Below are 23,767 nucleotides of genomic sequence, written 5' to 3'. Positions count from 1 at the left end.
CCACCGCTATCGCGAGCAGGCTCGCTCCCACATTGGTACGCATTCCTTCTGAAGAACTCGGTCAACTGTGGGAGCGAGCCTGCTCGCGATGGCGTCCGCCCAGGCGCCGCAATTATTTGCCCAACTTACGCAACTCATCCGACTCCACCACCCGCACCCCTTCCTGTTCTTCCAGGGCCAGGCGCCACATGGCGCGGGCCAGTTGGCAGGCTTCGATGCCGTGGTACTTGCCGGGGATCAGCCTCGACAAGGGGCCGGCCAATTGTTCGGCCAACCGCGGTTCGGTGCGTTCGCCCAGTAGCAGGGACGGGCGGCAAAGGGTCAGCTGTGGCCAGTCCTGGGCCTTGAGGGCGGCTTCCATTTCGCCTTTGACCCGGTTGTAGAAAATCGAAGAACTCGGGTCAGCCCCCAGCGCGCTGATCACGATCAGGTGCCTTGCGCCCAGCTCCCGGGCACGCTTGGCGAAGGCCACCACCAGGTCCAGGTCCACCGCGCGAAACGCCTGTTCTGAGCCGGCCTTCTTGATGGTCGTGCCAAGGCAGCAAAATGCGATGTCCACCTGGCCACTGAGGCGGGGCAGCAGTTCGGCTGTTTCACCGACCGGGTTTTCCAGGTGTGGATGCTCGGCCAGCGGCCGGCGTGAAGGCGCCAATACACGTGTGATGGTCGGCTCGTTGAGCAGCCGGTCCAGTAGATGTTCCCCGGTCAACCCGGAAGCTCCGGCAAGCAAAACATGCTGAGGCGTCAAGTACATAGTGTTTCCCCCTTGATACGATTCAGCTTAGTTGCTCTTTTGGGCCTCGTCGTTCAATGCCGTACTTTGTAAAGCTTTTCGCGCCTGTTGCTTGCGCAATAGCTGCCAATGGGAAAGGACGGTCCTGGGCGCCCAGATCTGCGGCTCGGAAGCTTCGAAATTGTCCGCCTGTTCCCGCTCGGCCACGGTGGCCTTGGCACGCTTGAAGGCTTGCTCAAGATCGTCGGTCTGGTTCAGTGCCTGGGCGAACAGGGCGTCGCCGAAGTAGGTGAAGTTGGCCTCCTCGGAGCAGCCGAACGACACCCGATCGGCGCGGGAAGCGGTCATGATCAAGGTGCGTTCATCCTTGAGTGCCGGGATGAAGCCGCCGGAGTAACAGGCTGAAATCACCACGATCTTGTCGCGATCCTTCAGCGGCGCCAGCACCACGGCCAGTTCATCGGCGGGCAGGTCGGCCAGTTCCATGCGCGGCTGGTCGAGCACCAGTTCGTGTTCGCTGGTGCCGTGGCTGGTCAGGTAGATGAAGATCAGGTCTTCCGGGCCGCTGCGTTCGGCCAGGGTGCTGGCGGCGCGACGCAGGCTTTCGCGAGTGGCCATGGGCCGGTCACCGAGGTGATCGCGGTGGTTGACCAGGCGGATCTGGCCGAACGCGCCAAAACGGCTGGTGAGCATGTTGGCGACGTAGTCGGACTCGCGCAGGAACACACTCTGCTTGCCGTCGCCGCCCACCGTCAGGCTGTACAGCTCCACTGCGGGTGTCGAGGCCGGGATATTGGCCAGGGCATTTTCCAACAGGCGCCCCTGGGCCAAAAGGCCGAGCTCGAGCACATCCGGCAGTAGCCGCCCGCCAGCGTCGCGTACTCGCAGGCCGTTGGCCCAGGTGCCGCTTTGCACGGTGCCATCGGTCAGCGCCAGGGTGCCGCGCCCGTGGTAGGTGTCGTTCTCGAACTGGCCGATATAAAAGCTGCCGTCGGGCAGGTTCAGCCGGCCCTCGCCGCTAAAGCGCCAGTCATTGAATTGACCGAGGTAGTGGCTGCCGTCGGCGCCGATCAGTTGGCCCTTGCCGGTGAGCGCGCCTTCCTTGAACTGGCCGATCCAGACATCGCCGTCGGCATTTTCATAACGACCGCGACCGCTGAGCTGGTTGTTCTTGAACCCGCCGATGTAGACATCGCCCTCGGCGCTGTTGAAGGTGCCTTTGCCCTGGAGCTGGCCGTCGACGAAATTGCCGGTGAACTGGTTGCCACTGGCATCGAAGCGCTGGCCTTCACCGTTGGGTTTGCCGTTGACGAACGGCCCCTGGTATTGGCTGCCGTCCTCAAGCTCCAGGCGCCCGAAACCGGAATAGCGGTCGGCCTTGAATTCGCCGCGGTAGACCATGCCGTGTTCCTTGAGCGTGCCTTCACCGTCGCGCCGGCCTTGCTTGAAGCCGCCGGTGTAGCTGCTGGTGGGCGTGCTCAGGCTACCCTGGCCGTTGAACAGGCCTTGCTGGAACTGGCCGCGATAGACCTCGCCATTGCTGCCGTGCCATTCCCCGGTGCCGTGCCACTGGCCTTTGTCGAACTGCCCGGCGTACCAACTGCCGTTGGGGTAGTCGACACGCCCCTGGCCTTGCAGCAAACCGTCCACCAGGTCGCCGCGATAGCGTCCGCCGTCGGGCAGGCGCGCGTCGGGAGGCAACAGCGATTCGCCGTCGCCGCAAGCGGTGAGCAGCAGGGTCAGGGCCAAAGGGAGAAATGAGCGCATAACGGGATCCAGATAATCAGGTCACGAGTATGCCGTAGCAATGCGCGTCAGGAGAAGCGATGCGAAACTGCCGCAGCGGCTTCGCATCCGCGAGGGGCTACACGAAGCAGAGCGACAGCGGCTCAGCGATGTAGGCCGGTTTGTCCGAACCTTCGATTTCCAGGGTAGCGGTGGCCTTGAGCAGCCATTGGCCGGGTTTCTTCTCGGTCACGTCCACCAGGTCGACCTTGAGACGGACCTTGGAGTCGACTTTCACGGGCTGAATGAAACGCACGCTGTCCAACCCGTAGTTGACGACCATCTTCACGCCTTCGGGCAGGATCAGGATGTCTTCCATGAGCTTGGGCATCAGCGACAGCGACAGGAAACCGTGGGCGATGGTGCTGCCGAACGGTGTCTGCGCGGCCTTGACCGGATCGACGTGGATGAACTGAAAGTCGCCAGTGGCTTCGGCGAACAGGTTAATGCGATCCTGATCGATGGTAAGCCATTCGGAACGTCCAAGTTCCTTGCCGACATAATCTTTGAGCGCTGCAACGGGAACGTAGGGCATTGAGACTCTCCTTGGGTTCATCGGTTTTGTCTTTTTTGGAACGGGGATCGGCGTCCCCGGAGAACCACTGTAGATCAACATGACGGGCAGGGCAGGTCATCGACCATGCTTTTTACGAATGCCGACCCATAGCGCGGGCGTGCTTATAATGCGCGCGCATTGTTTGCGTACGTGTTGCTGGGGAGGATGAAGGATGTTGCTACGGGGCCTGACCTGGCTGGTGCTGTTCCAATTGCTGGGCACCGCCATCAATCATTTGTTCCTGCCGGTGCTGCCGGGGCCGATCATTGGCCTGCTGTTGCTGCTGGGCTATCTGGTCATCCGTGGTGAAGTCGGCGAGCCATTGAACCTGGCGGCCGGCAGCCTGCTGCGCTACTTGCCGTTGCTGCTGGTGCCGCCGGCGGTGGGGGTGATGGTGTACGCCCGGGCCATCGCTGCCGATTTCTGGGCCATTGTCGGTGCGCTGGTGCTGTCGTTGATCCTGTCCATGGCGTTTACCGGTGTGCTGATGCAGCGCCTGGCCCGGCGTCACGCCCCCGAGTCGGAGGATGGGCAATGATGCTTGATTGGCAGGGCGCCTGGAGTTCGGTGATCCATCATCCGCTGTTTGGTATCGGCATCACCCTGGGCGCCTATCAACTGGTGCTGGCGGCGTTCGAAAAGACCCGCTGGGTGTTTCTGCAGCCGGTGCTGATGTCGATGTTGCTGCTGATCGGTGTGCTGGTCGGCTGCGGCATCAGCTACGCCGAGTACCGTGAGAGCACGGAAATTCTCAGCATTCTGCTGGGGCCGGCCACCGTCGCGCTGGCGGTGCCCTTGTACCTGAACCTGCGACGGATCCGGCAATTGTTCTGGCCGATTTTTACTACGCTGGTGATAGGCGGGGTGTTCGCCACGGGCTCTGCGGTGGTGTTGGGCTGGGCTTTTGGCGCCGAACACATGATCCTGATGACCATGGCGCCCAAGTCGGTGACTTCACCGATCGCCATGCTGGTGGCCGAGCAGATCGGCGGCGTAGCGGCCATGGCCGCGGTGTTTGTGTTGATCACCGGCGTGCTCGGGGCGATTCTGGGCCCGAGCATTCTGACCAAGCTTGGGGTCCATAGCCCTGAAGCCCGTGGCATGGCCCTGGGCCTGACCGCTCACGCGGTCGGCACGTCCGTGGCGTTGCAGGAAAGCGAAGAGTCCGGCGCCTTTGCGGCGCTGGCGATGAGTCTGATGGGCGTGGCCACGGCGGTGTTGCTGCCGTTGGTGGTGTCGATGACGGTTTAAGGAACTGCTTATGAGCTTGCCGCTTTTCCCGTTGAACACGGTACTGTTCCCCGGTTGCATCCTCGATTTGCAGATTTTCGAGGCGCGTTACCTCGATATGATCGGTCGCTGCATGAAAATGGGCGAGGGGTTCGGCGTGGTGTGCATCCTCGATGGCGAGGAAGTCGGTATCGCCCCCGACGGCTTTGCGCGGGTGGGCTGTGAAGCGCGAATCACCGATTTCTCCCAGCAGGACAACGGGCTGCTGGGCATTCGCGTGCAGGGTGGACGACGTTTTATCGTGCACAGCAGCAGTGTCCAGGCCGATCAACTGACCGTCGCTGAAGTCGAGTGGCTGGAGGATGAGCCTGAACAACCGCTGCAGGATGAGGATGCCGACCTGGTGGCGCTGCTCAAGGCCCTGGCCGAACACCCGATGGTCGAGGCCCTGAACATGGGCACCGAAGCCACCGGCCAGCAGTCGCTCGCCAATCAACTGGCCTACCTGCTGCCCTTCAATGAACTGGACAAGCTCGACCTGCTGCAACTCGATGATCCTCAGCAGCGGCTGGATGCAATCCAGGCGTTGCTTGATGAGTTGCAGGGCGAACTGTTCGCCTGAGGCGCTCATCACTGACCAGGCTGATCTCTTGTGGGAGCGAGCTTGCTCGCGATAACGGTGGCTCAGTTTGCATCAATGCTGAATGTACCGACGTCATCGCGAGCAGGCTCGCTCCCACAGTTGATCTTCAGTGACCACAAAGGGGCGTTTCACAGCCGATTCCCTGTGGGAGCGAGCCTGCTCGCGATAGCTGGCTGCCGGCCTCAATAGGCATACCGCAGCATCCCATTGGGCAGGTGGCGCAGTGCGAAGAAGCTGAATGCCGCCACCATCGCGGGCAGAATCAACCACCAGATTTTCGGCGGCATGGCCGGCAGCGGGGTCTGGCGCTGGCTCAGCCAGAGCATCGCTGCGCAGACACAGGCGGCGAGCATGGCGCCGGCGACGATGTCGCTCGGCCAATGGGCACCCAGGTACACCCGCGACAGGGCAATGGCCAGCGCTGGCAAACAGCCCAGCAACAGCCAGGTCAGACGCAGGCGTGGCGGTTGCCCGCGACCGGCCAGGATGGCCAGCGCCAGGAACAGGGCAAAGGCGCCGGAGGCATGACCGCTGGGCATGCTGTAGCTGGTCAGCGGCTCGCTCAGGACTTCCGGGCGTACACGGGCGAAAAAGTGCTTGGTGCCGGTATTGGCCAATGCGGTGAACAGCATCGTGGCCCCGGCAAAGATTGCCTGGCGCCATTGGCGCGCCAGCAATAGCAACCCGGTCAGCAGGGCGCTGAAAATCAGCATGTAGTGGAATTCGCCGATCAGCGTGAAGGTCACGGCGATTTCGTCCATTGTCGGGCTGCGATGTTCCTGGACCAGAGCCACCAGCCCCTGATCGAAAGCTGTGAGGTAGCGAAAGCCGATGAACAGCCCGATCAGGATCACCAGGCCCAGACCTGCGATCAGCGCTGAGGCATGTCGATGGCGCCGCAGACTGCTGTTGACGCTCAATGCGATCATCACCGCGATGCTGCCAATCACGACACCGGCCTGTGGCCAGAAACCCTCGGGCAACGGCAGGCGGATCGCTGCGCCAGTGGCCCAGCCGGGCAGCAGATACGCCACGCTCCAGCCGGCGGCGGCCAGCAGACTGACGGCGGCGAAGCGCGGGAAGGGCATGTCGAACATCCCGGCCACCATCGGCAACATGGGTCGCAGCGGGCCAATGAAGCGCCCTACCAGCAGGCTGGCGATGCCGTAGCGCTGGAAATAGCTTTCCGCCGCGCTCATCCATTCGGGGTGATGCCGCAGCCCCGGCAGGCGCCGGATGTTCTGGTGAAAATGCCTGCCCAGGAAATACGACACCAAGTCCCCCAGCAAACCGCCCAGCAGGCCCAGCAGCAAAGTCTCGCCCAGGGACAACGCGCCGCTGCCGGCCAGTACCGCGACCGCAAACAACAGCACCGTACCCGGCACGAGCAACCCAGCGATGGCCAGGCACTCTACACAGGCAACGATAAACACCGCCGCCGCCAGCCATTGCGGGTTGGCGGTCAGCCAGCCAGTGATGCTATCGAGCCATGGGCCCATAAAAACAACTCCATTTCCATTGAGCATTAAGCGGCATGCATTTTTTACTGTGGGAGCGAGCCTGCTCGCGATAGCGGTGTATCAGCCAACCTCTGATTCGACTGACCTGGCGCCATCGCGAGCAGGCTCGCTCCCACAGGGTTGGGCAGTGTGGCGTTCAGGAAAGCAAAAAATAATCCCGCCCTTCGACCTGTCCGCGACGCAGCGGGTTCCGCGTGCACCAGGGGGCGTAGGCCGCGTCGACGAAGCGGTAGAGCAGGTGTTCATCCCGTCCCAGTGGGATGCCCAGGCGGGTAGTCTGGATCACGTTGACTGTCGGCACGCCCACGTCTTCCACCAGCAAGCGTTCCGGGTCGAAGCGTTTGGCATCCCACTGCGGCACTTTCAGCCCCAGGGCCTTGCACAACAACGTCTGGCCGGCGCAAAGCTTTTGCGAGGGGCGCGGGCGGCCTTGGGCGTCGGGGTTGTTGAGCAGCATCTGCGCCAGGCTTGCCGGGCCGGAAACAGTATCGACCCACGGGTATGCCGATTTGATCAGCACCGCATTGCCGGGGCCATGGGCGCTGAAATTCAGCGAATCGCCACCCCGGGCGTAATACATATAGATGTGGCCGCCATCCAGAAACAAAGCCTTACGTTTTTCCGTGTAGCCCAGCGAAGCGTGGCTGCCCTTTTCAGCGAAGTAATAGGCTTCGGTTTCGATGATCCGCGCGCTGAGCCACAGGTCACCGACCTTGTGGCGAATGACTTTGCCCAGCAGGTCCCGGGCGAGCACCTGGGCATCGCGATCAAAAAAACCGTCGGGCAGGGCGTTTGGCAGTGGGGGCGAATCGGTCATGGCGTGAGACGAAGGGAGGCCAAAGGAAGCGCGATGATAGCAATGGAAAGCTTAATCGGCGCTGAACAGCGACTATTTGTACAGGTTTTGCTCTTCCGCCGGTCACCACTGTGAGTCCACGCTGTTAGTCGAGGGATACGACAGCTATAATCTGCCGCTTTCCCCTTTGCCAAGACCACACAGACCATGACTGAGTCCGTTCTTGACTACATGACCCGCCTGGGTCGCGCCGCTCGCCAGGCGTCGCGCATCATCGGCCGTGCCAGCACCTCGCAGAAAAACCGCGCCCTGCTGGCCGCCGCCAATGCGCTGGACGCCGCTCGCGCCGAGTTGTCCGCCGCCAATGAGCTGGACCTGGCCGCCGGCCGGGCCAACGGCCTCGAGCCGGCCATGCTCGAACGCCTGGCGCTGACCCCGGCGCGCATCGACGGCATGATCGTCGGTCTGCGCCAGGTCGCGGCGCTGCCGGACCCGGTCGGGGCGATCCGGGACATGAGTTATCGGCCGTCGGGTATCCAGGTCGGCAAAATGCGCGTGCCCCTGGGCGTGGTCGGCATCATCTACGAGTCGCGGCCGAACGTGACCATCGATGCTGCGAGCCTGTGCCTGAAGTCGGGTAACGCGACCATCCTGCGCGGTGGTTCCGAGGCCATTCATTCCAACCGCGCGATTGCCGCCTGCATCCAGCGCGGTCTGGCCGAAGCCGATCTGCCGGCGGCCGTGGTGCAAGTGGTGGAAACCACCGACCGCGCCGCGGTCGGCGCACTGATCACCATGCCCGAGTTCGTCGACGTCATCGTGCCCCGTGGCGGCAAGGGCCTGATCGAACGAGTCAGCCGCGACGCCCGCGTGCCGGTGATCAAGCACCTGGACGGCATCTGCCACGTTTACGTCAGTGCCCACGCCGAGTTGCCCAAAGCCCAGCGCATTGCCTTCAATGCCAAGACTTACCGCTATGGTATCTGCGGCGCGATGGAAACCCTGCTGGTGGACCAGGCCGTTGCCCAGGACTTCCTGCCGGCGATGGCTGCACAGTTCCGCGAAAAAGGCGTCGAGCTGCGCGGTTGCCAGCGTACCCGGGCAATCATTGAGGCGGCCGAGGCCACCGAAGAAGACTGGAACACCGAGTACCTGGCGCCGATCCTGTCGATCCGCGTGGTCGACGGGCTGGACCAGGCCATCGAGCACATCAATCGCCATGGTTCCCACCACACCGACTCCATCGTCAGCGAGCATCAGGGCGAAACCCGGCGTTTCGTGGCCGAAGTGGACTCGGCGTCGGTGATGATCAACACCCCGACCTGTTTCGCCGACGGCTTCGAATACGGATTGGGTGCCGAGATCGGCATTTCTACTGATAAGCTGCACGCCCGTGGCCCGGTGGGCCTCGAAGGCTTGACCTGCGAGAAGTACATCGTGGTCGGTGACGGCCAGTTGCGCGGACAGGAGCCGGTCTGACTTGGGCGACCTTGACCCGTCAGCCGCAGTGACGACGACAACTGCGCCCCAGCGCATCGGTATCCTGGGCGGCACGTTCGACCCAGTGCACATCGGCCACTTGCGCGGTGCGCTGGAAGTCGCCGATGCCCTGGCCCTCGATGAGCTACGCCTGACGCCCAGCGCCAGGCCGCCTCACCGGGATACGCCGCAGGTATCGGCCCAGGACCGTCTGGCGATGGTCGAGTGCGCGGTGGCCGGTGTGGCGCCGTTGGTGGTGGACGCCCGCGAATTGCTGCGGGACAAACCGTCCTACACCATTGATACCCTGGAGCTGATGCGCGCCGAACTGGCCGCCGACGCCCAGGTTTTTCTGCTTTTGGGCTGGGACGCATTTTGCGGCCTGCCCACTTGGCATCGCTGGGAAGAGTTGCTCCAGCATTGCCACATCCTGGTGTTGCAACGCCCGGATGCCGACAGCGAGCCGCCGGATGCCTTGCGCAACCTGCTGGCGGCGCGTTCGGTGAGCGACCCGCTGGCCCTGAAAGGGCCGAGCGGACAGATTGCATTCGTCTGGCAGACGCCGCTCGCGGTATCCGCCACCCAGATCCGTCAACTGCTGGCCAGCGGTAAGTCGGTACGTTTCCTGGTGCCCGACGCGGTCCTGGCCTACATCGATGCGCACGGGCTGTACCGTGCGTCGAACTGAAAAAAGGGCGCGCTTCAAGGCACGTGAATGCGTGTAGCGAAGCGCCCGAACATACGAGCAAAACGAGTTTTATATGACTGACAAAGACGTAAACAAAGTAAAGCGCAAGGGCACATTCAAGAGCGCCCCGCTTCCCGTAGAAGCTCATACTGGCGTGGTACTGGCCGGCGAAGAGCTGGTCAAGGTTGCCGTTGCGGCCCTGGAAGACGTCAAGGCCCAGGACATTCAGGTGATCGACGTTCGCGAGAAGCAGAGCATCACGGACTACATGATCATCGCCACCGGTACCTCCAACCGCCAGATCGGCGCGATGCTGGATAAGGTTCGCGAAGCGGTCAAGGCCCAGGGCGTCAAGCCACTGGGTGAAGAAGGCAAGGGCGACAGCGACTGGGTGTTGCTGGATATGGACGACGTCATCGTGCACATGATGACCGCCTCGGCGCGCCAGTTCTATGACCTGGAGCGCCTGTGGGCCGGTGCCGAGCAAAGCCGTTCGGCCAGCGCCGCGCACCACAGCCCGGAAAATACCCATGAGCATTTCACCAAGCTCAACAAAGACCAGCAATAAGGGATCGCTGTGCGACTGCGCCTGATCGCCGTCGGTTCCCGCATGCCCAAGTGGGTGGAAGAAGGCTGGCATGAATATGCCAAGCGTCTTCCTTCCGAGCTGGCCCTGGAACTGGTGGAAATTCCGCTCAACACCCGCGGCAAGAACGCTGATGTGGCGCGCTTTATCCGTCAGGAAGGCGAAGCCATGTTGGCCAAGGTCGGGCCGAACGAGCGGATCGTCACGCTCGAAGTGCACGGCAAGCCTTGGAGCACCGAGCAACTGGCGGTCGAGCTCGATCGCTGGCGGCTGGACGCGCGCACGGTCAACTTCATGGTGGGTGGCCCGGAAGGGTTGGCACCGGAAGTCTGTGCCCGGGCCGATCAACGCTGGTCGTTGTCGCCTTTGACGTTGCCGCACCCGCTGGTGCGGATTCTGATCGGCGAACAGTTGTATCGTGCCTGGACAGTCCTGTCCGGGCACCCTTACCACAAGTAATCCTGCCCTCATGCCTCAGCCGATCCGCATCAAGGACCACGAAAAAGACGCCCGCCTGGTGCGTGGTCGCGTCGTGTTCGGTGCAATTGCGGTCGTGGCGCTGATTGGTGTGCTGATCGCGCGCCTGTATTTCCTCCAGGTGATTCAGTACGAGTACCACTCGACCCTGTCGGAAAACAATCGCGTGCATGTGCAGCCGATTCCGCCGACTCGCGGGTTGATTTTCGACCGCAACGGCGTGGTGGTGGCCGATAACCGGCCCAGCTTCAGCCTGAGCATGACCCGTGAGCGTTCCGGGGATTGGCAGAAGGTGCTCGACGTGATCGTCGAAGTGCTGCAGCTGACCCCCGAGGATCGGGCGATTTTCGAGAAGCGCATGCGCCAGGGCCGGCGCCCGTTCGAGCCGGTGCCGATCCTGTTCGAGCTGACCGAAGAGCAGATCGCCCTGATCGCTGTGAACCAGTTCCGCCTGCCGGGCGTTGAAGTGGTGGCGCAGTTGGTGCGTCACTACCCCCAAGGCGCGCACTTCGCCCATTCGGTGGGCTACATGGGGCGGATCAACGAAAAAGAGCTCAAGAACCTCGACCCGGTCAATTACAGCGGTACCCACCACATCGGCAAGACCGGCATCGAACGCTTCTACGAGGCCGAGCTGCACGGCCAGGTGGGCTACGAGGAAGTCGAGACCAATGCCCGTGGCCGCGTGTTGCGGGTGCTCAAGCGCACCGACCCGATCCCCGGCAAGGACATCGTCCTGAGCCTGGACATCAAATTGCAGGAAGCCGCCGAAGCGGCGTTGGGCGGCCGGCGCGGCGCTGTCGTGGCGCTGGACCCGAACACCGGCGAGGTCCTGGCGATGGTCAGCCAGCCGAGTTTCGACCCGAACCTGTTCGTCACTGGCATCAGTTTCAAGGCCTATGCCGAGTTGCGCGATTCCATCGATCGGCCACTGTTCAATCGCGTGCTGCGCGGCCTCTATCCGCCGGGTTCGACCATCAAGCCGGCGGTGGCCATTGCCGGGCTGGACGCGGGTGTGATCACCGCTTCCAGCCGGGTCTACGACCCCGGTTATTACCAACTGCCGAACTACGACCACAAGTACCGCAACTGGAATCGCTCCGGCGACGGGTACGTGGATCTGGAAACGGCGATCATGCGGTCCAACGACACCTACTTCTATGACCTGGCCCACAAGCTGGGGATCGACCGGCTGGCGTCCTACATGGGCAAGTTCGGTCTCGGTCAGAAAGTGTCCCTGGACATGTTCGAAGAGTCGCCGGGCCTGATGCCATCCCGCGAGTGGAAGCGGGCGACCCGCCGCCAGCCGTGGTTCCCGGGTGAGACGTTGATCCTGGGGATCGGCCAGGGCTACATGCAGGCGACGCCGCTGCAACTGGCCCAGGCCACAGCCCTGGTGGCGAGCAAAGGCAAGTGGTATCGCCCGCATCTGGCCAAGACCATCGAAGGCCAGAAGCCCGTGGACCCCAACCCGGTGCCGGACATCATCCTGCGTAATCCGTCGGACTGGCAGAAGGTCAATATCGGCATGCAGCAGGTGATGCACGGCGCCCGGGGCACCGCGCGCAAGGCTGCCATCGGCGCGCAATACCGGATTGCCGGCAAGAGTGGTACGGCCCAGGTGGTCGCGATCAAGCAGGGCGAAAAGTACGACCGTTCCAAGGTTCAGGAGCGCCACCGCGACCACGCCTTGTTCGTTGGTTTCGCGCCGGCCGAAAACCCGAAGATCGTCGTGTCGGTGATGGTCGAGAACGGCGAGTCCGGCTCCGGCGTTGCCGCGCCGGTGGTGCGCCAGATCATGGACGCCTGGCTGCTGGATGAACACGGCCAGCTCAAGCCCGAATACGCAAGCCCCATCACTGCGGAGGCTACGGCCCGTGAAGAATAATTTCGACCGGATCCTCTCCAGCGAAGATGTGATGCGTCGTCGCGCCACTCTGTTGCAGCGCATGCACATCGACGGTCCGTTGTTGATCCTGTTGCTGACACTGGCCGCCGGCAGCCTGTTCGTGCTGTATTCGGCCAGCGGCAAGAATTGGGACCTGCTGGCCAAGCAGGCCACTTCATTCGGCATCGGCCTGGTGTCGATGATCTTTATCGCCCAACTGGAGCCTCGGTTCATGGCGCGCTGGGTGCCACTGGCCTATGTGGGCGGCGTGGTCTTGTTGGTGATCGTGGACATCATGGGCCACAACGCCATGGGGGCGACACGCTGGATCAACATCCCCGGGGTGATCCGCTTCCAGCCTTCCGAGTTCCTGAAAATCATCATGCCGGCGACCATCGCCTGGTATTTGTCCAAGCGCACCTTGCCGCCACAGCTCAAGCATGTGGGCATCAGCCTGCTGCTGATTGGGGTCCCGTTTATCCTGATCGTGCGCCAGCCCGATCTCGGCACCTCGTTGCTGATCCTGGCCGGCGGCGCCTTCGTGCTGTTCATGGGCGGGTTGCGCTGGCGCTGGATCCTCAGCGTGATCGCTGCCGCCGTGCCGGTGTCCGTGGCCATGTGGTACTTCGTGATGCACGACTACCAGAAGCAGCGGGTCCTGACGTTCCTCGACCCGGAGAGCGATCCGCTGGGCACCGGCTGGAACATCATCCAGTCCAAGGCCGCCATCGGCTCCGGCGGTGTGTTCGGCAAAGGGTGGTTGCTGGGTACCCAGTCGCACCTGGACTTTCTGCCGGAAAGCCACACCGACTTCATCATCGCCGTGTTGGGCGAAGAGTTCGGTCTGGTGGGTATTTGCGTGCTGCTGCTGATCTACCTGTTGTTGATCGGCCGTGGCCTGGTGATTACCGCCCAGGCCCAGACATTGTTCGGCAAATTGCTCGCGGGCAGCCTGACCATGACGTTTTTTGTTTATGTTTTCGTCAATATCGGTATGGTCAGTGGCCTGTTGCCGGTCGTGGGGGTGCCGTTGCCATTCATTAGCTACGGAGGAACTTCGCTGGTGACGCTACTGTCAGCGTTTGGGGTTTTGATGTCGATCCATACCCATCGCAAGTGGATCGCGCAGGTTTGAATAAGGTGAAGAGTTCAATGCAAGCAATGCATGGCTGGTCGACGCGATTTGCGCCGTGGGTCGGCCTGTTCGGCCTCCTGGGCGGTGCGTCGCACGCCCTGGCCGGCGAATATGAAGGCTCGCCGCAAGTGGCCGAATTCGTCGGTGAAATGACCCGCGACTACGGTTTTGCCGGGGAACAGCTGATGGGGGTGTTCCGCGAGGCCCAGCGCAAGCAGTCGATTCTCGACGCGATCTCCCGGCCCGCCGAGCGGGTCAAGCAGTGGAGCGAGTATCGGCCGATGTTCATCTCCGAGGCGCGCATCGCCCGGGGCGTGGACTTCTGGCGCCAGCACGAGGCCGTGCTGGCTCGCGCCGAGCAGGAGTATGGCGTGCCGGCTCAGGTCATCGTGTCTATTATTGGTGTCGAGACGTTTTTTGGTCGTAATACCGGGAATTTCCGGGTGGTCGATGCGCTGTCGACCCTGGGCTTCGATTATCCGCCGCGCGCCGAGTTCTTCCGCAAGGAGCTGCGCGAGTTCTTGCTGCTGGCTCGCGAGGAACAGGTCGATCCGTTGACCCTCAAGGGCTCCTATGCCGGAGCCATGGGCTTGCCGCAGTTCATGCCCAGCAGTTTCCGCGCCTATGCGGTGGACTTCGACGGCGATGGCCACATTAATATCTGGACCAACCCGACCGATGCCATCGGCAGTGTTGCCAGCTACTTCAAGCGCCACGGCTGGGAGCCTGGCGAGCCGGTGGTCAGCCGTGCAGACGTGCGTGGCGACCAGGTAGACGAAGGCCTGACCACAGGCATCGAGCCGACGAAGACCGTCGGGGAGTTGCGGGCGCTGGGGTGGTCGAGTCATGATGCGCTGCGTGACGACATGCCAGTCACCGCGATTCGCCTGGAAGGCGAACAAGGCCCTGAGTACTGGATGGGCCTGAAGAATTTCTACGCGATTACGCGTTATAACCGCAGTGTGATGTACGCCATGGCCGTGCATCAGCTGTCTGAAGAGCTGGTCAAAGCACGGGGCGTCAAATAATGCAGGCATTGCCTACCTATCAACCCCTGAAAGCCGGACCCCTGAAGCTGGTAGCGCTGGCTGCACTGTCGTTGCTGGTCGTCAGTTGCTCCACCAGTCGCCCGCCGGCCCAGAAAACCTCTACTGCCGTGCGCGCCACGCCAGGCCTGGACATCAACCGGGCCCACAAGGACGGCGCGCCGTGGTGGGACGTGGATGTTTCGCGCATTCCCGACGCCACGCCAACCCTGCACACCGGCCCGTACAAGGCCAACCCGTACACGGTGCTGGGCAAGACGTATTTCCCGATGGCCGAATCCAAGCGTTACGTCGCTTCGGGCACGGCGTCCTGGTATGGCACCAAGTTCCACGGCCAGAACACCGCCAATGGCGAGGTTTATGACCTGTATGGCATGAGCGCGGCCCACAAGACCTTGCCGCTGCCCAGTTATGTGCGGGTGACCAACCTGGACAACAACAAGGCCGTGATCCTGCGGGTCAATGACCGCGGGCCGTTCTATTCCGACCGCATCATCGACCTGTCGTATGCGGCGGCAAAAAAACTCGGTTACGCTGAAACCGGCACCGCGCGGGTCAAGGTCGAAGGCATCGATCCGCAGGAATGGTGGGCCCAACGAGGCCGTCCGGCGCCTTTGATGCTCAACGAGCCAAAAGTGGCGCAAAATGCCGCGCCGACCGTGACGGCTTCCACCGGTACGGTCGAGCAATGGTCCCCGCCGCCGCAGCAACATGCCGCCGCCGTGGTGCCCGTGCCGCTCGACGCAAAAAAAAACGCTTCTGCAACAGCGTCTGGCCAGTATCTGCAAGTCGGCGCGTTCGCCAACCCGGACGCTGCCGAACTGTTGAGATCCAAGCTCAGCTCGATGGTCAGCGCGCCGGTGTTCATCAGCTCCATCGTGCGCAACCAGCAGACACTGCATCGGGTACGCCTGGGGCCGATCGGTTCTCCGGATGAAGTCCAGCAGGTGCAGAACAGTGTGCGCCTGGCCAATCTCGGTTCGCCGAGCCTGGTCAGCGCGGAATGATTTGATTGAAGGCCCGCTAGCGGTTGGAGCGGGCCAGGTTGTTGGCTCTACGAATAACAAAAGCCCGGCAAGGGATGTGAGTGAGCAACTTAAATACGCGGCGACCCGTTAGAAGGTTGCCTGTTTAGTTTTGCCTTCGGGCAGTTTCCATTAGCGATTTCGAGAGACGGATGAACATCACCACCTTTGCCAAACGCCTTTGCCTGCTAGTCCCGCTGCTGCTCTCACCTGCCGCGTTCGCGGTCGAGATGATGCCCGCGCCCCCTCAACTGGCCGCCAAATCCTTTGTGCTCATGGATGCCAGCAGCGGCGAGGTCCTGGTGGAGAGCAATGGTGACCAGCGCCTGCCACCGGCCAGCCTGACCAAGCTGATGACCGCCTACATCGCCACCCTGGAAATCCGTCGTGGCCAGATCGGTGAAAACGATCCGGTGACCGTCAGCGAAAACGCCTGGCGCACCGGCGGTTCGCGGATGTTCATCAAGGTCGGTTCGCAAGTGACCGTCAGCGACCTGCTGCACGGCATCATCATCCAGTCCGGCAACGACGCCAGCGTCGCCCTGGCCGAGCACATCGCCGGCAGCGAAGATGCGTTCGCCGACATGATGAACAAGACTGCCAGCGACCTGGGTCTGACCAACAGCCACTTCATGAACCCGACCGGCTTGCCGAACCCGGAGCACTACTCTTCGGCTCACGACATGGCGATTCTGGCGCGAGCGATCATTCACGAAGACCCGGCGCACTACGCCATCTACTCCCAGAAGGAATTCTTCTGGAACAACATCAAGCAGCCTAACCGCAACCTGCTGTTGTGGCGCGACAAGACCGTCGATGGCCTGAAGACCGGCCACACCGAAGAGGCCGGCTATTGCATGGTGTCTTCGGCCGTTCGTGACGGCATGCGCCTGATCGCCGTCGTTTTCGGCACCAACAGCGAAGTGTCCCGTGCCGCCGAAACCCAGAAGCTTTTGACCTACGGTTTCCGCTTCTTCGAAACCCAGACCTTCTACCAGAAGGGCACTGAACTGGCCCAGGCCCAGGTGTGGAAAGGCACCACCAATCAGGTGAAGGCCGGCCTGGCCCAGGACCTGACCATGACCCTGCCAAAAGGCCAGCTCAAAAAGCTGGTCGCGACCATGACCATGAATCCGCAAATGATCGCGCCAATCGCCAAGGGCGACGTGATCGGCAAGGTGGAAGTCAAGCTGGACGACAAAGTGGTGCACAGCGCTGACCTGATCGCTCTGGACGCGGTCGAGGAAGGTGGTATCTTCCGCCGCATCTGGGATAGCATCCGTCTATTCTTCTACGGCTTGTTCAACTGATTGAAGTGTTGACCTGCATGGCCCCGTTCCTTTCCGGTGCGGGGCCATGTGCGTTACCACGGCTTACGAGGCCGTTACGCCATGACAGACTCAGAAGTAAAGGCGCCAAAGATCGAGTTCCCCTGCGAGGATTATCCGATCAAGGTAATTGGCGACACCGGTGTGGGATTCAAGGACAAGATCATCGCGATTCTTGAAAAACACGCCACCGTTGATCACAAGACCCTGGCCGAACGCCAGAGTACCAACGGCAAGTACACGACGATTCAGTTGCACATCATTGCCACCGGTCAGGAACAGCTGTACGACATCAACAGCGAGTTGCGAGCGACCGGGTTCGTGCACATGGTGTTGTGATGCCGGGCACGCTGGGCTTTCGCGAGCTGGGCCAGATGGCTTACGAGCCGGTCTGGCATGCCATGCAACGCTTCACCAACGACCGCGGCACCACCGCCGGTGACGAAGTCTGGCTGGTGCAACACCCGCCGGTGTTCACCCAGGGCCAGGCCGGCAAAGCCGAACACCTGTTGCTGCCGGGGAATATCCCGGTGGTGAAGACCGACCGCGGTGGCCAGGTGACCTACCATGGCCCCGGTCAATTGGTGGCCTATCTGTTGCTGGACGTACGCAAGCTGGGGTTCGGTGTACGCGAGCTGGTCACCCGCATGGAGACCTGCCTGATCGAACTGCTGGGCAGCTACGGCGTGACAGCAGCGGCCAAGCCGGATGCTCCGGGTGTCTACGTCGATGGGGCGAAAATTGCCTCTCTGGGTTTGCGCATCCGCCATGGTTGTTCGTTTCATGGCCTGGCGTTGAACGTGGACATGGACATGGAGCCGTTTCGACGGATTAATCCCTGTGGCTATGCAGGGCTGGCGATGACCCAGCTGTGCGATCACACAGGATCGATTGAATTTGCCGAGGTAAGTGCCCGGCTGCGCGCGCAGCTCGTCAAACACCTCGACTACGCTGAGCAGACGACCCTCACGGGCGGAATCGACTGATATGACTACTGATGCTGTGCAAACCATGATCCCGACGCTGGATGTTACCGAGCGTCCGGCCCCGCGTGCCAAGGTCGAGGCCGGCGTAAAGCTGCGCGGCGCCGAGAAAGTTGCACGTATCCCGGTCAAGATCATCCCGACCACCGAACTGCCGAAGAAACCTGACTGGATCCGCGTGCGCATCCCGGTTTCGCCGGAAGTCGACCGCATCAAGGCGCTGCTGCGTAAACACAAACTGCACAGCGTCTGTGAAGAAGCGTCCTGCCCGAACCTGGGGGAATGCTTCTCCGGCGGCACCGCTACGTTCATGATCATGGGCGACATCTGCACCCGTCGCTGCCCGTTCTGTGACGTCGGCCATGGTCGGCCGAAGCCATTGGACGTGAACGAACCCGAAAGCCTGGCCATCGCCATTGCCGACCTCAAACTCAAGTACGTGGTCATCACCTCGGTGGACCGCGACGACCTGCGTGACGGTGGTGCCCAGCACTTTGCCGATTGCATCCGCGAAATCCGCAAGTTGTCACCGAACGTGCAGCTTGAGACGTTGGTGCCGGACTATCGCGGTCGCATGGACATTGCACTGCAAATCACCGCCGCCGAGCCGCCGGATGTCTTCAACCACAACCTGGAAACCGTACCGCGCCTGTACAAGGCTGCGCGTCCGGGTTCGGACTACCAGTGGTCGCTGACCTTGCTGCAACGCTTCAAGCAGATGATGCCGCACATTCCGACCAAATCCGGCTTGATGCTGGGTCTGGGGGAAACTGACGAAGAAGTCATCGAGGTCATGAAGCGCATGCGTGAGCATGACATCGACATGCTGACCCTGGGTCAGTATCTGCAGCCTTCGCGTAGTCACCTGCCGGTGCAGCGTTTTGTGCACCCGGATACCTTTGCCTGGTTTGCTGAGGAAGGGTACAAGATGGGCTTCAAGAACGTTGCTTCCGGGCCGTTGGTGCGGTCTTCGTATCATGCGGATGAGCAGGCGAAGTTGGTCAAGGCTGAGTTGCTCGGGTCTTGATTTTCTAGCGTTGTTTTTTGGGGCGGTGTGTATATCCGTTTCTTCGGTAACGGCTACTTGTGGTTCCGCCCTTACGGCGGGTCACTTTTGAAGAGCCCGGAAGCCGGCCCAGTCAAAAGTAACCAAAACGCTCTTGCCCCACCACTCGGTGCCTCGCCTAGGCTCGGCATGCCTTCACTCCGGCATTGGTTCGTGGGCCCGCCGCGAAGGGCCATCCATGGCCCAGCGCGGCTAACCCGGCATCCATGCCGGGTTACCCACGAACCAATGCCTGCGTTCAGCCAGCGTGGTTAACGGGGCGCCCCAGATCAACGTCCACCGCGAGGCAGCCTGACAACCGGCCTGGTTTGGGGGTATCGCGTTTCCCCTGTGGGAGCGGGCTTGCTCGCGATAGCGGTGGGTCAGTTTGCAGTGATGCTTGGATGTACCGGCGTCATCGCGAGCAGGCTCGCTCCCACAGGTTTTGTGTCGCTTGCAAATACTGTGAGCACCCACAAATCAATGTGGGAGCGAGCCTGCTCGCGATAGCGGTGGTTCAGCCACATAGATGCTGGACATGCCCAGCTCTTGCTTTGCTTTGCTTTGCTTTGGATCTTGATCTTGACGCCCCGTTAAACCACGCTGGCCGAACGCAGGTATTGCGCAGTGGGCATCCCGGCATGGATGCCGGGATAGCCGCGCTGGGCCATGGATGGCCCTTCGCGGCGGGCCCACGGAGCAATGCCTGCGTTCGGGCACACCGAGCCTAAGCGAGGTGCCGAGTGGTGGGGCAGAAGCGCTTTGGTTACTTTCGCGCTTTTCGAAAGTGACCCGCTGTAAGAGCGGAACCATAAGTAGCCGTTACCGCAGCAACGGATATACACACGATCAAAAAGACCGGGAAACCCATGGAACCCACCCTAAACCCACATCACCCCGTCCCAGCACTCCCGACCGAAGGCCTGATCGCCGTGATCGCCCCCGCCGGTCCAGCAAACCTGGAAACGGACAAAGCCATCCAATGGATGCGCGCCCGGGGCCATGAGCTGCGTATATTCCCAGGTGTGTACGAAAAGGACGGCTACCTGGCCGGCAGCGACGAAGTACGCCTCAACGACCTGCATGCCGCCTTCGCCGACCCAGAAGTAAAAGCGATCATTTGCCTGCGTGGCGGCTACGGCACCCCGCGTTTGCTGGATCGCATCGATTTCGACCTGTTGCGGCGCAACGCCAAGCCCTTCGTCGGCTACAGCGACATCACCGCCTTGCACCTGGCCATCAGCCGATATGCAGGGTTCGTCACCTTTCATGGCCCGTTGCTCAACGCCGATCTTCTCGGCGACAAGGAACCCTCCACCGTCACTTCTTTTTTCAGCCTGTTGCGTGGGCAGTTGAAGGCCGGCAGTGTGCTGAGCCATCCCGCAGCTTATCCGTTGACTACCGTTGCACCCGGCATCGCCTGCGGGCGTTTGCTGGGGGGCAATCTGTCGATGATTGCCGCGACCATGGGCACGCCCTACGAAATCGACGCCGAAGGCGTGATCCTGTTGGTGGAAGACATCAACGAGCCGCTTTACCGCATCGACCGTCTGCTGACTCAGTTACGGCTGGCTGGCACGCTGGCAAAGTTGCGGGGTGTATTGCTGGGGGATGTCGCCGGGGTGGACGTCGAGGCGTTGAACAAACTGTTCCAGCAGACCTTCGAGCCGTTTGGTATCCCGGTGTTGTCCGGCTGGCGCAGTGGGCATTGCGATCCGAACCTGACGTTGCCCATGGGCGCGTTGGTGACGCTGGATGCGGGGGAGAAGAGGTTGGTGCTGGAGCAGGATGTGGTGGTCAGGGGTTAGATTTTTGTTGCCTGATGGTCAGTCATCGCGAGCAAGCTCGCTCCCACATTGGCCCCGCGTTTCTCTGAAAGAACGCGGTCAACTGTGGGAGCGAGCTTGCTCGCGATGGCGGTAGCCGCCATAAGGCAAATCAGCGGTTACGCAACCCTTCCAGAAGCTTGTGCGTCGGATAACCATCCGCGGGCCAGCCGAACGACTGCTGGGCGCTGCGTATGGCTTTGCGGGTGTTGGCGCCGATGATGCCGTCGGGCGTGCCTGCGTCGAAGTTGTGTTTGCCCAGCAAGGTTTGCAGTTCGAAGCGCTCGCTACGGCTCAAGGGCAGATCGTCCTTTGGCCATTGCCCGCTGATCAGCCCCGCGCCGGCGAAGCGTTCTGACAGCAAACTCACCGCCAGGGCGTACGACGAGGAATTGTTGTACTTGAGGATGGCGCGGAAGTTATCGAGCACCAGGAAGGCCGGCCCGCGATAGCCGGCCGGCAGCAGCAGGGCTGCCGACAAGTGTTCGGCGTCAGCTGGGACCTGGCTGCCGTTGGGCAGGCTGACGCCCAGTTGCAGCCATTCGGAGACGGGTTTGCGGATCGCGCCGTCGGCCAGCGGGTAGTCGAACCCTTCTTTGAGCTTTACCTCGAAGCCCCACGGCTGTCCGCGCTGCCAGCCAGAGCTTTGCAGGTAGTGCGCGGTCGAAGCCAGGGCGTCGGTGGCGCTGCCCCAGATATCGCGGCGGCCGTCACCATCGAAGTCCACCGCGTGGGTGTTGTACGTGGTGGGAATGAACTGGGTCTGGCCCATGGCTCCGGCCCAGGAACCCAGCATTTTTTCCGGAGCGATGTCGCCGTCTTGCAGGATCTGCAGTGCGGCGATCAGCTGCGCATGGGCAAACCCCGGGCGCCGCCCTTCATAGGCCAGGGTCGCCAGGGAGTTGATCACCGACTTGGTGCCCTGGAACTGACCGAAGTTGCTTTCCATGCCCCACACCGCCACCAGGGCCTGGCGGTCGACGCCATAGCGCTGCTCGATGCTTTGCAGGATGTCGGCATGCTGTTGGACTAGTGTCTGGCCCCGGCGTACTCGCAGCGGCGACAGCGCTCCATCGAGGTATTCCCACACCGGACGGCTGAATTCCGGCTGGCTGCGGTCGGCTTTGATGACGCTCATGTCCGGGCTGACGCCGATAAAGGCGCGATCAAACAGGTCGGCACGGATTCCCGCGGCCAGGGCTTGCTTGCGAAAACCGGCTTGCCATTCGGCGAAAGTTTGCGTGGGGGCGATGACCAGGTTGTCACCGGTCGGGACCACGGGCGGCACGATGGCTGGAGCAGGCACGGCAGGGACGGTCTTGAGCGGTTGGGCGTCGGCGGCGGTAGGTTTTTCTGCACAGGCGACAAGCAGAACGACGCTTGTGGCTGCAATCAATTGGCGCAGGGGCCAACGACGGGAAAGACAAAAGGGCATGCACGGGTCCAGATAAACAAATCAGATGCTGACCTTATCATGCGCAAAGGAGAATAGGGCTGGTCCGGGTGTTTCAAGCCGCCACAAAGCAAGAAGCCTCCCAGTTGTCAGACTGGAAGGCTTCGCGGCGGTAGCTGCCTTTGCCCTTGGCGGGTCGTTCCTGGCGGCTGCGGAACAGGGGCTGGGCGATGATGGATTTGGCCTTGTTGGGGCCATGCTTGGATGGCTTTTTGCTCATGAGGGGGTCTCTCGTGGGGTGGTTTTGTGGAGCAAATCATGCGGCAGAGTTGGGGGGCTGTCCAGTCCCTGCTTTGCGTAGGAAATTTCAAGGATGGCGAGGGGAATTGTGGCTGGAGAGCTTTTGTGGCGAGGGAGCTTGCTCCCGCTGGGCTGCGCAGCAGCCCCAAAAAACAGGGCCGCTACGCGCCCCAGCGGGAGCAAGCTCCCTCGCCACAAAAGCATCTTTGCCACAGAAAACATCCTCCCCACAAAAAGCTCTGTGGGTCGGGAGAAATGGCTTACTCGGCAGGTAAGGCCAACCGCTGCCCAGCCATCAACAGCGACAAGCGGCTCAGGCTCATCCATGGCGACCCTGCCGCCTGACCTTTGATCTGCGCATCGATGCGCTGGGCTTCGAGCAGCAGTTGCGCCCAGCGCGGTGCCGAATAGCGTTGCAGGGCCTTGCTCATCAGCGGCTTGCGTTTGTCCCACACCGGCGGACGGGCTTGGCTGAAAGCCTTGTCCAACGGTACACCCTGGCTGTATTGCAATGAGAGGTTGGCCAGCAGGCGCAACTCTCGGGCCAGGGCCCAGAGGATCACCGGGGGCTCGACGCCTTCGCCCCGCAAGCCCTCGAGCATGCGCAGGGCGTGGGCGGCTTCACCGTTGAGGATCGCATCGGTCAGCCCGAACACATCGAAACGCGCACTGTCGGCCACGGCGGCCTGTACCGTTTCCACGGTGATCTGCCCGCCCTCGGCCATCAGCTTGAGCTTTTCGATTTCCTGAGCGGCGGCCAGCAGGTTGCCTTCGACCCGGGCGGCGATCAGTTCCACCGCATCCTGGCTGGCCGATAGGCCGGCCTGGGACAGGCGCTGGCGGATCCAGCTGGGCAACTGGCTGACGTCCACCGGCCAGATCTGTACGAACTGGGTCTGCTGACCTTCAACCAGGGCCTTGCCCCATTTGGTTTTTTGCGCGCTGCCGTCGAGTTTTGGCAGGCTGATGAGCAACACCGTGTCTTCGGCTGGCCGTGAGCAATATTCGATCAGCGCGGCGGCGCCCTTGTCACCGGGTTTGCCGGATGGCAAGCGCAGTTCCAGCAGGCGTTTTTCCGCGAACAGCGACATGCTCGCCCCAGCCTGCAACAGCGTGCCCCAGTCGAAACTGGCGTCGGCGGCGAACACCTGGCGTTCGTCGAAGCCTTGCTGACGGGCGGCAGAGCGAATGGCGTCGGCGGCTTCCTGGCACAGCAGCGGATCATCGCCACTGATGATGTAGACCGGCGCGAGGGCGCCTTGCAGGTGTTTGCCGAGTTGGGCGGGAGCGAGCTTCATAAGAGAA

At 62.0% G+C, this 23,767-nt stretch carries 24 protein-coding genes; 16 read left to right on the top strand and 8 right to left on the bottom strand.

Going from position 1 to position 23,767, the window contains the following annotated elements; genetic code table 11:
* Positions 1 to 112: 112 nt before the first annotated feature.
* The 3 genes from GKKCFE_RS22345 to GKKCFE_RS22335 form a co-directional block, all read right to left on the bottom strand.
* Positions 113 to 754: an oxidoreductase gene (locus GKKCFE_RS22345; protein WP_047229480.1), complete on the bottom strand. Its 642-nt coding sequence runs from the start codon at positions 752 to 754 to the stop codon at positions 113 to 115.
* A gap of 27 nt (positions 755 to 781) precedes the next feature.
* Positions 782 to 2,500, bottom strand: a complete 1,719-nt coding sequence (locus GKKCFE_RS22340; RefSeq protein WP_339492214.1) for a C13 family peptidase — start codon at positions 2,498 to 2,500, stop codon at positions 782 to 784.
* 97 nt (positions 2,501 to 2,597) lie between these two features.
* Positions 2,598 to 3,053, bottom strand: a complete 456-nt coding sequence (locus GKKCFE_RS22335; protein ID WP_047229482.1) for a MaoC family dehydratase — start codon at positions 3,051 to 3,053, stop codon at positions 2,598 to 2,600.
* 193 nt (positions 3,054 to 3,246) lie between these two features.
* Here GKKCFE_RS22335 and GKKCFE_RS22330 point away from each other — a divergent pair, with 193 nt between their 5' ends.
* Genes GKKCFE_RS22330 through GKKCFE_RS22320 form a run of 3 tightly spaced genes read left to right on the top strand, consistent with a single transcriptional unit; the run spans position 3,247 to position 4,926 of the window.
* The gene (locus GKKCFE_RS22330; RefSeq protein ID WP_047229483.1) at positions 3,247 to 3,612 is read left to right on the top strand and encodes a CidA/LrgA family protein; all 366 of its coding nucleotides are present in this window, start codon (positions 3,247 to 3,249) and stop codon (positions 3,610 to 3,612) included.
* Positions 3,609 to 4,325, top strand: coding sequence for an LrgB family protein (locus GKKCFE_RS22325; protein ID WP_173406519.1), 717 nt, complete (start codon positions 3,609 to 3,611; stop codon positions 4,323 to 4,325). Before GKKCFE_RS22330 ends, GKKCFE_RS22325 begins: the two co-directional genes overlap by 4 nt.
* A 10-nt stretch (positions 4,326 to 4,335) precedes the next feature.
* Positions 4,336 to 4,926 (top strand): LON peptidase substrate-binding domain-containing protein, encoded by a 591-nt coding sequence (locus tag GKKCFE_RS22320; protein WP_047229485.1) that lies wholly within the window; start codon positions 4,336 to 4,338, stop codon positions 4,924 to 4,926.
* Between the two features lie 203 nt (positions 4,927 to 5,129).
* Here the strand turns inward: GKKCFE_RS22320 and GKKCFE_RS22315 are convergent, their stop codons facing one another.
* Positions 5,130 to 6,446, bottom strand: a complete 1,317-nt coding sequence (locus tag GKKCFE_RS22315) for a bifunctional DedA family/phosphatase PAP2 family protein (RefSeq protein WP_107321814.1) — start codon at positions 6,444 to 6,446, stop codon at positions 5,130 to 5,132.
* 157 nt (positions 6,447 to 6,603) lie between these two features.
* Entirely contained in the window at positions 6,604 to 7,284 is a 681-nt protein-coding gene (locus tag GKKCFE_RS22310) for a DNA-3-methyladenine glycosylase (protein ID WP_047229487.1), read from the bottom strand.
* A gap of 186 nt (positions 7,285 to 7,470) precedes the next feature.
* Here GKKCFE_RS22310 and GKKCFE_RS22305 point away from each other — a divergent pair, with 186 nt between their 5' ends.
* The 13 genes from GKKCFE_RS22305 to GKKCFE_RS22245 all read left to right on the top strand — a co-directional run bounded on the left by GKKCFE_RS22305 (position 7,471) and on the right by GKKCFE_RS22245 (position 20,751).
* Positions 7,471 to 8,742 carry a glutamate-5-semialdehyde dehydrogenase gene (locus GKKCFE_RS22305; RefSeq protein ID WP_445577095.1) on the top strand — a complete coding sequence of 424 codons (1,272 nt, stop codon included), beginning with the start codon at positions 7,471 to 7,473 and terminating at the stop codon, positions 8,740 to 8,742.
* 1 nt (position 8,743) lies between these two features.
* A complete protein-coding gene (gene nadD, locus GKKCFE_RS22300; RefSeq protein WP_047229489.1) occupies positions 8,744 to 9,430 on the top strand; it encodes a nicotinate-nucleotide adenylyltransferase in 687 nt (228 codons plus the stop codon).
* Between the two features lie 73 nt (positions 9,431 to 9,503).
* Positions 9,504 to 9,998, top strand: coding sequence for a ribosome silencing factor (gene rsfS, locus GKKCFE_RS22295; protein ID WP_014340379.1), 495 nt, complete (start codon positions 9,504 to 9,506; stop codon positions 9,996 to 9,998).
* 9 nt (positions 9,999 to 10,007) lie between these two features.
* Positions 10,008 to 10,475, top strand: coding sequence for a 23S rRNA (pseudouridine(1915)-N(3))-methyltransferase RlmH (gene rlmH, locus GKKCFE_RS22290; protein WP_047229490.1), 468 nt, complete (start codon positions 10,008 to 10,010; stop codon positions 10,473 to 10,475).
* Positions 10,476 to 10,485: 10 nt separating this feature from the next.
* Positions 10,486 to 12,381: a penicillin-binding protein 2 gene (mrdA, locus tag GKKCFE_RS22285; protein WP_047229491.1), complete on the top strand. Its 1,896-nt coding sequence runs from the start codon at positions 10,486 to 10,488 to the stop codon at positions 12,379 to 12,381.
* A gap of 31 nt (positions 12,382 to 12,412) precedes the next feature.
* Positions 12,413 to 13,516: a rod shape-determining protein RodA gene (gene rodA / locus GKKCFE_RS22280; RefSeq protein WP_047229517.1), complete on the top strand. Its 1,104-nt coding sequence runs from the start codon at positions 12,413 to 12,415 to the stop codon at positions 13,514 to 13,516.
* Between the two features lie 17 nt (positions 13,517 to 13,533).
* Positions 13,534 to 14,544, top strand: a complete 1,011-nt coding sequence (mltB, locus tag GKKCFE_RS22275; protein WP_445577094.1) for a lytic murein transglycosylase B — start codon at positions 13,534 to 13,536, stop codon at positions 14,542 to 14,544.
* On the top strand, positions 14,544 to 15,569 hold the full coding sequence (locus GKKCFE_RS22270; RefSeq protein ID WP_047229493.1) for a septal ring lytic transglycosylase RlpA family protein: 1,026 nt from the start codon (positions 14,544 to 14,546) through the stop codon (positions 15,567 to 15,569). Before mltB ends, GKKCFE_RS22270 begins: the two co-directional genes overlap by 1 nt.
* A gap of 170 nt (positions 15,570 to 15,739) precedes the next feature.
* Positions 15,740 to 16,897 (top strand): D-alanyl-D-alanine carboxypeptidase family protein, encoded by a 1,158-nt coding sequence (locus tag GKKCFE_RS22265; RefSeq protein WP_288914997.1) that lies wholly within the window; start codon positions 15,740 to 15,742, stop codon positions 16,895 to 16,897.
* A gap of 81 nt (positions 16,898 to 16,978) precedes the next feature.
* A complete protein-coding gene (locus GKKCFE_RS22260) occupies positions 16,979 to 17,254 on the top strand; it encodes a DUF493 domain-containing protein (protein WP_047229495.1) in 276 nt (91 codons plus the stop codon).
* A complete protein-coding gene (lipB, locus tag GKKCFE_RS22255) occupies positions 17,254 to 17,901 on the top strand; it encodes a lipoyl(octanoyl) transferase LipB (RefSeq protein ID WP_445577093.1) in 648 nt (215 codons plus the stop codon). Before GKKCFE_RS22260 ends, lipB begins: the two co-directional genes overlap by 1 nt.
* A gap of 1 nt (position 17,902) precedes the next feature.
* Positions 17,903 to 18,925, top strand: a complete 1,023-nt coding sequence (gene lipA / locus GKKCFE_RS22250) for a lipoyl synthase (RefSeq protein WP_047229497.1) — start codon at positions 17,903 to 17,905, stop codon at positions 18,923 to 18,925.
* A gap of 887 nt (positions 18,926 to 19,812) precedes the next feature.
* Positions 19,813 to 20,751, top strand: coding sequence for a S66 peptidase family protein (locus tag GKKCFE_RS22245; protein ID WP_445577092.1), 939 nt, complete (start codon positions 19,813 to 19,815; stop codon positions 20,749 to 20,751).
* 130 nt (positions 20,752 to 20,881) lie between these two features.
* Here GKKCFE_RS22245 and GKKCFE_RS22240 read toward each other — a convergent pair whose 3' ends face one another.
* From GKKCFE_RS22240 to holA, 3 genes are all read right to left on the bottom strand, one after another.
* Complete coding sequence (locus GKKCFE_RS22240; RefSeq protein ID WP_445577091.1) at positions 20,882 to 22,204, bottom strand: lytic murein transglycosylase; 1,323 nt, start codon at positions 22,202 to 22,204, stop codon at positions 20,882 to 20,884.
* Positions 22,205 to 22,277: 73 nt separating this feature from the next.
* Positions 22,278 to 22,442, bottom strand: a complete 165-nt coding sequence (arfA, locus tag GKKCFE_RS22235; protein WP_047229500.1) for an alternative ribosome rescue factor ArfA — start codon at positions 22,440 to 22,442, stop codon at positions 22,278 to 22,280.
* A gap of 280 nt (positions 22,443 to 22,722) precedes the next feature.
* Positions 22,723 to 23,760: a DNA polymerase III subunit delta gene (gene holA / locus GKKCFE_RS22230; protein WP_139049085.1), complete on the bottom strand. Its 1,038-nt coding sequence runs from the start codon at positions 23,758 to 23,760 to the stop codon at positions 22,723 to 22,725.
* Between the last annotated feature and the right edge of the window lie 7 nt (positions 23,761 to 23,767).

This window comes from Pseudomonas sp. E141 (assembly GCF_052659885.1).
This window is presented reverse-complemented; position numbering and strand designations above follow the sequence as displayed.